This is a genomic window from Streptomyces sp. DvalAA-14 (assembly GCF_900091855.1).
In the GTDB taxonomy this organism is placed as follows: Bacteria; Actinomycetota; Actinomycetes; order Streptomycetales; family Streptomycetaceae; genus Actinacidiphila.
On sequence record NZ_FMCH01000506.1, the window covers coordinates 1 to 11,681 of the forward strand.

The window sequence follows — 11,681 nt, forward strand, 5'->3', positions numbered from 1 at the left end:
GCCGCCGCACCCCGGCTGCCGCGCACCCGGCAGCAGGGGGCCACCGGCCGTCTACTACCCGGCGTGCGTCAACCGCGTCTTCGGCCCGCCGCACGGCCGCCGGGCGCCGGCCGACTGGCTGCCGCAGGCCCTGGTCACCGTCTCGGCGCGGGCCGGGCTGCCGGTGTGGATCCCGCCCGACGCGGCCGGGACGTGCTGCGCCACCATCTGGCACTCCAAGGGCTACGAGGCGGGCAACGCGCTGATGGCCAACCGGACGGTGGAGCGCGCCTGGGGCTGGACTGGCGGCGGCCGGCTGCCGCTGGTGGTGGACGCCGGGTCCTGCGCGCTGGGCCTGGCCCACGAGGTGCTGCCGTATCTCAGCGCGTCCAACCGGGAGTTGCACAGCGACCTGCGCATTGTCGACTCGGTGGAATGGGCGGCCCGGCACTTGCTGCCCCGGCTGACCGTCACCTCGCCGGTCGCCTCGGCCGTCCTGCACCCGACCTGCTCCATGCGGCGCCTTTCCCCCTCGGCCGCCGCGGAGCTGACGCAGGTGGCGCGCGCCTGCGCCCTCGAGGTGACCGTGCCGGACGACGCGGGCTGCTGCGCCTTCGCCGGCGACCGCGGCATGCTGCACGAGGAGCTGACAGCCGCCGCCACCCGCCCCGAGGCCGAGGAGGTCGCCGCCCGCGGCTACGACGCGTACCTGTCGGCGAACCGGATGTGCGAGATGGGCATGGAGCATGCCACCGGGGAGCCCTACGAGTCGGTCCTGATCGCCCTGGAGCGCGCCACCCGCTGAACTCCGCCGGAACCCGGGCCCGGGGACTCCGTCCGGGAGGACGCCCACCGCCCCCGTGGGGTGCCGTGTGGCGCAGGGGCGCGCCCGTGTCGGGCTGGGGGACGGGCCGCCCGCTTCACGCTCTCAGCAGAGACCCTTTCGCGGGCGGGCGCGGCAGCTCGCCCTGGATCGGGGCGAGCAGCAGGAGGACCACGTCGTCCGAGAGGGAGCCGCCCGCGTGCCGGAGCAGATCCGCGTAGACGCGTTCCACCGCCGCCCCCAGGTCGTTGCCGGAGCCCGCCACCAGCGGGCCGACCCGCTCGCTCAGCGGGTAGAAGGTGTGGTCCAGCGGGCTGCGGGCCTCGATCACCCCGTCGGTGCACAGCACCAGCACATCGCCGGGCAGCATCGGCGCCCGCCAGGAACTGGGGCCGCCCGCCACCATGTCGGCCAGGCCCAGCGGCACCCACGGATCGACCGGGTCCAGCGTCTGCACCTCGCCGCCCAGGGACACCCGGAGCGGCGCCACATGGCCGTAGTGCAGCAGTTCCACCGAGCCGGGCCCGTCGAACTCGGCGAACAGCGCGGTGATGAAGTCGCCGTCCCGCACGTCGCGCCGCGCGCTGATGTCGACCCGCTCGGCCACCCGTTCGAGCCCTCCCTCGTCGTAGGCCGCCTCCCGGAAGGCGCCCAGCACCACCGCCGAGGTCTGCACCGCCGCCAGCCCCTTGCCGCGGACATCGCCGATCAGCACGCGTACGCCGTGCGGGGTGTCCAGCACCGCGTAGAGGTCGCCGCCGATCTGGGCGGCCTGGGCGGCCGAGACGTAGCGGACGGCCAACCGCACCCGGCCGACCAGCGGCCCGGGCGGCTGCATCAGCGCCTGCTGGGCCGCCTCGGCGACCGAGGTGATCGCGCTGAACGCCCTGGCACCGGTCTCGCGGCGCCACGAGATGTACACGCTGAACAGGGAGACCGCGCCGTAGGCGAAGAGCTGGCCGTAGAGCACGTCGTGGGTGGGGAGATCGGCGACCCCGTCGTAGGACGACAGCGCCCCCTGGACGGCGGCGCCGAGCAGGCAGATGACGAGGGTGGCGCGCCACCGGACGGTGATCGAGGCGAGGGCGGGCGCGACCACGATGCCGGGCGTCAGGTAGTGGTCCCGGCCGGCCAGCAGGTCCGCCACGACCACGATGGCGAGGGCGATCAGGGGCAGCGAGATGCCCAGCCGGGACAGGTACTCGCCCTCCGCCCGCTGCAGGAGGCGGATGAACCTCGACCAGACATTCTTCACATGGGGAACCTATCGGGCGGTCGGACGGCGTCAGGACCAGCGTTCCGACGTTCACCGCGCGGCGCAACCGCAGCGGCGGCCCCGGAGCCGGCCGCCACTGCTCCGGCAGGCCGCCGGCGCCGACCGCCGGTTTCCGGTCGGTTGTGTTGCGCCGGGTGAAGGTTCTGCGACAGCTGGGGTGATCGGGGTGGCTGGGGCGCCCGGTGCTTTCTAGGGTCGCCGTGTACCTGCCACTCAGGCCGGCCGGGCCGGATCCGGTCCGGCCCGGTCCCGCTCCACCGACCTCGCACTCACCCGCGTTCTGGAGGACCTCCCTGTGCGCAAGCGCGTGATCGCATCCGCCGCCGCCACCCTCGGCCTGCTGCTGGTGGTCCCGGCCGCCGCGGCCGACACCGGGCCCGGCGCGCCCGGCATCGGCGACCCGTACTACCCCACCTACGGCAACGGCGGCTACGACGTCACCCACTACGACCTCGACCTCGGCTACCAGCCCGCGACCGACACCCTCACCGGCACCACCACCATCAGTGCGGTCGCCACCCAGGGCCTGAGCAGTTTCGACCTCGACTTCGCGCTGACCGTCAGCAAGGTCACGGTCGACGGCCGTCCGGCGGCCTTCGCCACCAGCGGCGAGCAGGAACTCGTCGTCACCCCGGCCCGCCCCATTCCCGACGGGCGCCACTACACCGTGGCCGTCACCTACTCCGGGGTGCCCTCCACCGTCCAGCGCTACGGCTTCACCTCCTGGCAGCGCACCCCGGACGGCGGCGTCGCGGCCAACGAGCCCGAGTCCGCCTGGTGGTGGTTCCCCAGCAACGACCACCCGCTGGACAAGGCGACCTACGACGTCGACGTCCGCGTGCCCAGCGGCGAGCAGGCCATCAGCAACGGCCTGCTCGTCTCGCAGCGCACCAGGGCGGGCTGGACCAGCTACCACTGGCGGCAGGACGCGCCGCAGGCCACCTACCTGGCCACGCTCGCCGTCGGCCACTTCGACATCACCCACAGCCGCACCCGTACCGGCGTGCCGGTGATCAACGCCTACAGCACCGACCTCAAGGACCCCGTCGCCGCCAACGCGCGGGCGAGCGTGGAGCGCACCGCCGAGATCATCGACTTCCTCAGCGGCTGGTTCGGGCCCTACCCCTTCGACGCGGCCGGCGGCTACGTGCCGAACGTCCCCTCGCACTTCTCGCTGGAGGCGCAGACCCGGGTCTTCTACAGCCCCGCCACCTTCGCCGACGTCAACACCTCGGTCGTCGCGCACGAACTGGCGCACCAGTGGTGGGGCGACAGCGTCTCGCTGGAGCGCTGGTCCGACATCTGGCTGAACGAGGGCTTCGCCAGCTACGCCCAGTACCTGTGGTCCGAGCACGAGGGCCAGGGCACCCCGCAGCAGCTCGCCCGGCAGGTCTACGACGCGCACCCCGCCGACGACCCGTTCTGGACGGTGGAGCCGGGCGACCCGGGGCCGCAGAACCAGTTCGACGACGCGGTGTACGACCGGGGCGCGGTGGCCATCCAGGCGCTGCGCGACACCATCGGCGACCGGGCCTTCCGCACGCTGCTCAAGGCGTGGCCGGCCGCGCACCGGCACGGCAACGGCACCATCGCGGAGTTCCGCGCGCTCGCCGAAAAGCTGTCCGGCAAGGACCTGGGCGGCTTCTTCACCACCTGGCTCTACACACCGGCCAAGCCGGCGGCCTTCCCGGCCGGGTCCGGGTCGTAACCGGTCCGGCCGACCCGTCCTGCTGACCCGGCGCCCCGCCCCGGCCGGCATAGGGCACCATGGACCGCGGGCGGCGCCCGGACGCAACCGCCGCCCGCGGACCCCGGGGAGTACGAGCGCGTGAACGAGGCGGCACGACTGCGAGCCGACTGCGGCAACTGCTTCGGGCTGTGCTGCGTCGCGCTGGCCTTCACCAGGTCGTCGGACTTCGCCGCGGACAAGAAGGCGGGGGAGCCCTGCGGGAACCTCGCCCCGGGTCACCGCTGCGGCATCCACGCGGACCTGCGGGGGAGCGGGTACGCGGGCTGCACCGTCTACGACTGCTTCGGCGCGGGGCAGCAGCTGTCCCAGGTCACCTTCGCCGGGCGCGACTGGCGCGGCGCCGCCGACGGCGGGCGGGCGATGTTCGCGGCGCTGCCGGTGATGCGGCAGCTGCACGAGCTCCTCCGCCACCTCGACGAGGCCCGCGCCCACGCGGTGGCCGCGGACGAGATCGAGCGGGCCTGGGACCGGGTCGACGCGCTGACCCGGCTCGACGCGGACGCGCTGCTCGCGGTGGATCCGGCGGTCGAACGCGGCGCGGTCGGCGAGCTGCTGCTCCGGGTCAGCGAGACGGTACGGGCGGCGCGGGTGCCGGGCCCCCGCAAGGACCACCGCGGCGCCGACCTCATCGGCGCCCGCCTGCGCCGAGCGGCGCTGCGTGGTGCGACCTTCCGCGGCGCCCTGCTCATCGGCGCGGACCTGCGCGGGGCCGACCTGCGCGAGGCCGATCTCCTCGGCGCGGACCTGCGCGACACCGATCTGCGCGGGGCGGATCTGCGCGGCGCGCTCTTCCTCACCCAGCCCCAGGTGACCGCGGCCCGCGGCGACGCGGCGACCGCCCTTCCCCCGACCGTCACCCGCCCGCCCCACTGGCCGTGACCCGACCACGCGAAAGGCCCCCCGCGGTGGGCGGGGGGCCTTCCTCTACCGGTGCGCCGCCAGGGACTCGAACCCCGGACCCGCTGATTAAGAGTCAGCTGCTCTAACCAACTGAGCTAGCGGCGCGTGCGGGTTTTATTCTACCGGGTCAGCGGGGGTGCTCGGCCCCACCCCGGGGGCCCACCCCGGGGCCCCGCCCGGGCCCGCCGCCCCCACCGGGTCCGCCGCCCCCGCCGGGGGACTTGCGGTCGTTCGCGGGCTGCGGGTCGTGATGGGCTTGTCGCGCAGTTCCTCGCGCCCCTGTAGGCACCGCCCACCGTGAGTGCGGGCTCTCCAATGCCGCCCCGGGTCGAGGCCGGCCCGTCAGGGCGCTGGGGGGTCCCCCCGACGGAGTCCGGGGGCGGAACTGCGCGACCGGGCACGAGGAGGGGGCAGCCCGCGAACGACCCCAGGCCCCCGGCCGGGGGGCCGTTCCTGCGGCGGGAGGCGCTCAACAGGGGCGCTGGGGGTACCGCCGGACGGAGTCCGGGAATACCCCCGAGCACCCTGACGGGTCCCGCCGGCCGCAGGGGCGGCCCGGGCCGGGGGCGTGGGTGGCGTTCCGGGTTGGGGGCGCCCCGACAGGGGCGCGAGGAACTGCGCGGCCAATCCACCACGACCCGCGGCCCGCGAACGACCGCAAGTCCCCCGGCGGGGGCGGCGGGCCCGGCGGGGGCGGCGGGCCCGGGCGGGGCCCCGGGGTGGGCCCCCGGGGTGGGGCCCCGGGGTGGGGCCGAGCACCCCCGCTGACCCGGTAGAATAAAACCCGCACGCGCCGCTAGCTCAGTTGGTTAGAGCAGCTGACTCTTAATCAGCGGGTCCGGGGTTCGAGTCCCTGGCGGCGCACCGGCAGACGAAGGCCCTCCCCCCGCACGGAGGGCCTTCGGCGTTCAGAGGGTCATCGAGAGCAGCAGCGGGGCCGCGCGTTCGTGGAGGGTTTCCACGGCCGGGCGGAGGCGGTGCGCCGAGCTCGACGGCATGGACAGGGCCAGCGCGGCCACCGACTTGCCGATGGTGACCGGGACCGCCGCGCAGACCGTACCGACCGCGTACTCCTGCAGGTCCAGGGTGGGGGCGGAGGCGGGCTGGCGGTCCAGCCGGGCGAGCAGCACCTCGATGTCCACCTCGGTGCGGGAGGTGAGGCGGGCCGGGCGGTGCCGGGCGAAGTGGTCCAGCCGGCTCGCGTGGTCCAGCTGGGCCAGCAGGCACTTGCCGACGGCGCTGGCGTGCGCCGCCGAGCGGAAGTCCACCCACTCGTTGACCCGCGGTGTCTGCGGGCTGTCGGCGCAGTCGACGACCGTGACCTCGCCCTCCTCGTAGCGGGCGAAGTACACCGCCGCGTCCACCTCGTCGCGCAGTTCGGCCAGCACGGTCCGCAGCTTCTCCGACCCCGCCGATTCCTGGTCGCCCGAGCCGAGCAGCACCCGCGGCTCACCGGTGACGTATCCGCCGCCGGGCAGCGAGGCGAGATATCCCTCACGGCGCAGCATCGTCAGCAACTGGGCGAGATAACTCAGCGGTACCCCGATTTCCCGGGAAAGCTGTTCCGCGGTCACGCCGTGCCGGTGGGAGTCCACGGTCTCCAGTACGCGCAGCGCGTACTCGACCGCGTACACCGGTCCCGACTGGCGGTGATCTGTCGCCACGGTGGGCCCCCTGGAGGTGTGCCGCTTGCGTTTGACCACGATAGCCCTCACAGCCATTTCCGACAGGGCCGTTGAGCCGCAATTCGGGCCGCCGCAGGCGTATACGCAGGACCGGGCCACGCTGGCATATGTCTGAGTCATTCCCCTCTTTCTGGCCCGCCCGAAATGCCCGGGGAACAAGCGGACGGCGACTCCGGTTGTCGCTGGGAGTGGGCTTCGGCCCGCCGGACGGTCAGCGAGACAAACGAGGAGGCGCCCGCCGTGGGTGAGCAACGACAGGACAGCGACAGTTACGGCATCCGGGGCACGGTCCGCGGCACCGCGCCCGTACCCCTGTCCGTACTGGATCTGGCCACCGTCGGCAAGGGCCTGACCGCCACCGACGCGCTGCGGACCAGCGTGGAGATCGCCAAGACCGCCGAGTCCCGCGGCTACCACCGGATGTGGGTGGCCGAGCACCACTCGATGCCCGGGGTGGCCAGCTCCTCGCCGGCGGTGATCCTCGCCCACCTGGCCGCCTTCACCCGGACCCTGCGGCTCGGCTCCGGCGGCGTGATGCTGCCCAACCACGCGCCGCTGGTGATCGCCGAGCAGTTCGGCACCCTGGAGGCGCTCGCGCCGGGCCGGATCGATCTGGGCCTGGGCCGCGCGCCCGGCACCGACGGCGCGACCGCCGCGGCGCTGCGCCGGACCGAATCGCTGCACGAGGGCGCCGACGAATTCCCCCAGCAGCTGGCCGAATTGACGCATTTCCTGGATGACGCCTTTCCCGACGGTCACCGTTATCGCCGCATTCACGCCATTCCCGGGCCGGTGCAGGGCAGCGCCGAAGGCGGCGTCCAGTCACCGGGCCGGGCCAGTATCTGGCTGCTCGGCTCGTCCGGCTTCAGCGCCCAGCTGGCCGGAGCGCTCGGCCTGCCCTTCTCCTTCGCGCACCACTTCTCGGCCGCCAACACGGTGCCGGCCCTCGCGCTCTACCGGGAGTCCTTCCGCCCCTCCGCGGTGCTCGACCGCCCCTATGCCTCGATCGGCGTGGCCGCGCTGGCCACCGAGGACCCGCGCGAGGCCCGCCGCCAGGTGCTCAGCGGCGCGCTGAGCATGCTGCGGCTGCGCACCGGCCGGCCCGGCCTGGTGCCCACCCCGGATGAGGCGGAGGCGTATCCCTTCAGCCCGGCCGAGCGGGACTTCGTGGAGTCGTGGCTGGGCAATGTCATCCACGGCGACCCGGAGACGGTCCGCAGCGGGCTGGACGAACTGGTCGCCCGTACCGGCGCCGACGAGCTGGTGATCACCGCCAACGCGCACACGCCGGAGGTGCGGCTGCGGTCGTACGGGCTCATCGCCGACGCGTACGGCTTCCCCAAGGACGTGACCGAGGACGCCGGGCGGGACGCCGACCAGGACGCCGGGCGGGACGCGGCAGGTTAACGACCGATTTCCGGAGGCCGGTGGTCCAATGTCGGAGCAGTGGCCCGCCGGTGCCTTAACCCAGCGTTAAAGCCGCTCGTCACCCGGTTGACGAGCGGCTTTGCTCATGTCGTGAACGATCCGGGGCCGGTCCGGGCCTTCCCAATTGGTCTAGTCCAAGTCTGGTTCAGACCATTGACGTGCACTTGACGAGGGCTTATCAATTCATCAGCCCCCTGTTGTTCCTCCCTCTCCCCCCGGAGGTACTTGTGCAGTCCAGGAAGAGAGCGTTCGTGGCCGCCGCCACGAGCGCCGCCCTCGCCGTCGGAGCGCTCACCGCGCTCGTGGCGGGTGTCGGCAGCGCGCAGGCCGCCCCCGCGCCCGCCGCGGCCAAGCCGGCCGCCGCGGCCGCCGCCAGCAGCGGTGGCGTGAAGATCGCGTACTACGACCAGTGGAGCGTGTACGGCAACGCGTACTACCCGAAGCAGCTCGACACCTCGGGCGTCGCGAGCAAGCTGGACATCCTCAACTACTCGTTCGAGAACATCGATCCGACCAACCTGACCTGTTTCGAGGCCACCAAGGCGTCCGACGCCACCAACGAGAGCGACCCCAACGCCGGTGACGGCGCGGGCGACGCCTTCGCCGACTACCAGAAGTCGTTCGGCGCCGCCGACGCCGTGAACGGTGTCGCCGACGTCTACAACCAGCCGATCGTCGGCAACTTCAACCAGCTCAAAGAGCTGAAGGCGAAGCACCCCAACCTGAAGATCATCGCCTCGATCGGCGGCTGGACGTACTCCAAGTTCTTCTCCGACGCGGCCAAGACCGACGCCAGCCGCAAGAAGCTGGTCAGCTCCTGCATCGACATGTTCATCAAGGGCAACCTGCCGGTGCAGGGCGGCTACGGCGGCCCCGGCACCGCGGCCGGCATCTTCGACGGCTTCGACATCGACTGGGAGTACCCGGGCTCGCCCAACGGCCACACGGGCAACCACTACAGCGCCGCCGACAAGGCCGACTACACCGCGCTGCTGGCCGAGTTCCGCACCGAGCTGGACGCCTACGGCGCGGCCAACGGCGGCAAGCACATGCTGCTCACCGCGGCGCTGCCGGCCGGCCAGGACAAGATCGCGAACATCGAGACCAACAAGATCAGCGCGTCCCTCGACTACGCGAACATCATGACGTACGACATGCACGGCGCCTTCGAGACCACCGGGCCCACCAACTTCCAGGACCCGCTGTACCAGTCGCCGAACGACCCGTCGAACCCGATCGCACCCGGCACCGAGAAGTACAGCACCGACGCCGCGATCAAGGCGTGGACCACCGGCGACTCCGCCTACGGCATCCCCGGCGGCTTCCCGGCGAACAAGATCACCATGGGCTATCCGCTCTACTACCGCGGTTGGAGCGGAGTGCCGGCCGGCAGCAACCACGGCCTCTACTCCTCGGCCACCGGTCCGGCGGCGGCCCGCAGCCTGAGTGCCACCGCGGGCACCGCGTACTACAAGGAACTGACCGGGATCGTGGACAACCCGGCGGACACCTTCTACGACGCGGCCAGCCAGACCAACTGGTTCTACAACGGCAACGAGTTCTGGACCGGGCTCGGCGCCCAGTCCATCCAGGCCAAGGCGGATTACGCGCACTGCCACGGCCTGGGCGGCTCGATGATGTACTCGCTGCTGGACTCGGACGCGTCGGCGACGCTCTTCAACAAGATCGTCACCGCCACCAACGGTTCGGCGCCCGGCTGCACCGCCCCGCCGACCACGCCGCCGACCACCCCGCCCACCACGCCTCCCACGACCCCGCCGACCACCCCGCCGACGACGCCGCCGACCACTCCGCCCACCACGCCCCCGGCGTCGTGCGGCAGCCTGCCCGCCTGGTCCGCCAGCGCGGTCTACGTGGCCGGCAACCAGGTCTCCTACGGGGGCCACAAGTGGAACGCCAAGTGGTGGACCACCAATGAGGTGCCCGGTACGACCGGGGAGTGGGGAGTCTGGCAGGACCTCGGCGCCTGCTGAGCGCCCGGCCCCGGCGTGACCGCCGGACCGCGTGACCGTACGACCCCGTGACTCGGGCGCTCCGGCGCCTGACCAGGGCCCGCGTCCTCACTCCCCCCGAGGATGCGGGCCCGCCCCGTGGCGGGGCCCGCGCTCAGGCGAGCAGCCGGGAGATGGCCTCCGCCCCGACCGGGCGGGAGTAGTGCCAGCCCTGGCCGGTGTCGCAGCCGATCCGGCGCAGCCGCTCCGCCTGCTCCGCGTTCTCCACGCACTCGGCGGTGACGGTCAGGCCTAGCCGGTGGGCGAGGTCCACCAGGGCCTCCACGATCGTCTCGTCGGCCGGGTTGGGGTGTTCGGCGGAGCGGAAGCCCTGGACGAAGGAGCCGTCCAGTTTGAGCGCCGAGACCGGCAGCCGGCTCATGTAGGCGAGGTTGGAGTAGCCGGTGCCGAAGTCGTCGATGGCGATCCGCACGCCCATCTCGTGCAGCGCGTGCAGGGCCTGCAGCGGCCGGCCGGCCGAGCCCATCACCGCCGACTCGGTCAGCTCCAGTTGCAGCAGCCGGGCCGGCAGCCCCGTCTCGCGCAGGATCGCGCCGACGTCGGCGACCAGATCCGAGTCCCACACCTGGCGGACGGCCACGTTCACGCTGACCACCAGCGGCGTGTCGGGGTGTTCCCGCTGCCAGACGCGGGCCTGCCGGCAGGACTGGGCGAGCACCCAGCGGCCCAACTGGACGATGGAGCCCTCCTCTTCGGCCAGCCCGATGAAGCGGTTGGGCGCCAGCCGCCCGAAGTGCGGGTGCTCCCAGCGCACCAGGGCCTCCACCCCGCGCAGTTCACCGGTGTCCAGGGCCACCAGCGGCTGGTACTCCAGCACGAACTCGCCGCGCTCCACTGCCTGCCGCAGTGTTCGGGACAGTGCCTGGCGGGTCATCCGGTGTTCGTTGCGCTCCGGGTCGAACAGCGTCCAGCGGGCCTTGCCGTCGGCCTTGGCCCAGTACAGCGTGGTGTCGGCGGCCTGCATCAGGCCGGTCGCCGAGGTGCCGGCCGCTTCGCGTTCCACCACGCCGATGCTGGCCGAGACCGCCAGCCGGTGCCCGGCGATGTCGAACGGCTCCTGGAGCGCGGCCAGGACGGCTTCGGCGAGCGCGGTGGCCTGCCCGGTGCCGGTGGAGTCCCGCAGCAGCAGGGCGAATTCGTCGCCGCCGAGCCGGGCGACGAGATGTCCGCCGGGCTCGGCGCAGATCAGCAGCCGGCCGGCCACCGCGGCCAGCAGTTCGTCGCCCACCCGGTGGCCGAGGGTGTCGTTGACCGCCTTGAAGCCGTCCAGGTCGAGGTAGCACAGGCCGATCCGGCCGGTGCCGCGGGCGCCGTGGCGGCCGCCGCCGGGTGCGTCCTCGCAGGCGTCGGCGAGGCGCTCGAAGAACAGCGCCCTGTTGGGCAGCCGGGTCACCGGGTCGTGCATCCGCAGGTGCCGCACCTGCTCGCGCAGCGCGTCGCGTTCGCCGACGTCCTCGACGGTGAGCAGCAGCGGGCGGGCGTCGCCGCGGGCCAGGGTGATCTCGGCGTGCAGGCTGCTGCCGTCGGGCCGGCCGATCCGGCGGGTGCAGCTCAGCTTGTCGCGGCGGCCGTCCAGGACGTCGTGGAAGGCGGCGTCGGCATGCGCGTCACCCGTCAGACCGAGCAGGGTGTCGGCCCCTGTTGACGTCATACCTTCGGGTGAAGTCCCCAGCAGGGTGCCGAGCGCGGTGTTGGCGGCGAGCACGGTGCCGTCCGGGCCGAGCAGCGCCATCGCGGACTGGGCGATGGCGAAAGCGGCCCGGTAGTCGCGCAGTTCGCTCTCCCGCGGGCCGCCGCCTTGCGGGCC

The 11,681-nt window shown here is 73.1% G+C and carries 7 protein-coding genes, 2 tRNA genes and 1 pseudogene; 6 read left to right on the top strand and 4 right to left on the bottom strand.

Annotated elements, in window-relative coordinates:
- Window positions 1-784: pseudogene (locus GA0115240_RS27355) on the top strand ((Fe-S)-binding protein); the annotation flags it as partial.
- Window positions 785-899: 115 nt separating this feature from the next.
- Here GA0115240_RS27355 and GA0115240_RS27360 read toward each other — a convergent pair.
- The gene (locus GA0115240_RS27360; RefSeq protein WP_256070005.1) at window positions 900-2,057 is read right to left on the bottom strand and encodes a PP2C family protein-serine/threonine phosphatase; all 1,158 of its coding nucleotides are present in this window, start codon (window positions 2,055-2,057) and stop codon (window positions 900-902) included.
- Between the two features lie 316 nt (window positions 2,058-2,373).
- Between GA0115240_RS27360 and GA0115240_RS27365 the strand changes: the two genes are divergently transcribed.
- Entirely contained in the window at window positions 2,374-3,786 is a 1,413-nt protein-coding gene (locus GA0115240_RS27365) for a M1 family metallopeptidase (RefSeq protein WP_093740704.1), read from the top strand.
- A 120-nt stretch (window positions 3,787-3,906) separates the two neighbouring features.
- Window positions 3,907-4,707, top strand: coding sequence for a pentapeptide repeat-containing protein (locus GA0115240_RS27370; protein ID WP_093740706.1), 801 nt, complete (start codon window positions 3,907-3,909; stop codon window positions 4,705-4,707).
- Window positions 4,708-4,759: 52 nt separating this feature from the next.
- Here GA0115240_RS27370 and GA0115240_RS27375 read toward each other — a convergent pair.
- Window positions 4,760-4,833: transfer RNA gene (locus GA0115240_RS27375), tRNA-Lys, on the bottom strand.
- Window positions 4,834-5,518: 685 nt separating this feature from the next.
- Here GA0115240_RS27375 and GA0115240_RS27380 point away from each other — a divergent pair.
- Window positions 5,519-5,592, top strand: a tRNA-Lys gene (locus GA0115240_RS27380).
- A gap of 44 nt (window positions 5,593-5,636) precedes the next feature.
- Here the strand turns inward: GA0115240_RS27380 and GA0115240_RS27385 are convergent.
- Window positions 5,637-6,392 carry an IclR family transcriptional regulator gene (locus GA0115240_RS27385; protein ID WP_256070006.1) on the bottom strand — a complete coding sequence of 252 codons (756 nt, stop codon included), beginning with the start codon at window positions 6,390-6,392 and terminating at the stop codon, window positions 5,637-5,639.
- A gap of 261 nt (window positions 6,393-6,653) precedes the next feature.
- Between GA0115240_RS27385 and GA0115240_RS27390 the strand changes: the two genes are divergently transcribed.
- Both GA0115240_RS27390 and GA0115240_RS27395 read left to right on the top strand, forming a co-directional pair.
- A complete protein-coding gene (locus GA0115240_RS27390; protein ID WP_176725184.1) occupies window positions 6,654-7,820 on the top strand; it encodes an LLM class flavin-dependent oxidoreductase in 1,167 nt (388 codons plus the stop codon).
- 272 nt (window positions 7,821-8,092) lie between these two features.
- A complete protein-coding gene (locus GA0115240_RS27395; RefSeq protein WP_256070008.1) occupies window positions 8,093-9,835 on the top strand; it encodes a glycosyl hydrolase family 18 protein in 1,743 nt (580 codons plus the stop codon).
- Between the two features lie 133 nt (window positions 9,836-9,968).
- Here GA0115240_RS27395 and GA0115240_RS27400 read toward each other — a convergent pair whose 3' ends face one another.
- A complete protein-coding gene (locus GA0115240_RS27400) occupies window positions 9,969-11,648 on the bottom strand; it encodes a putative bifunctional diguanylate cyclase/phosphodiesterase (protein WP_093740716.1) in 1,680 nt (559 codons plus the stop codon).
- Between the last annotated feature and the right edge of the window lie 33 nt (window positions 11,649-11,681).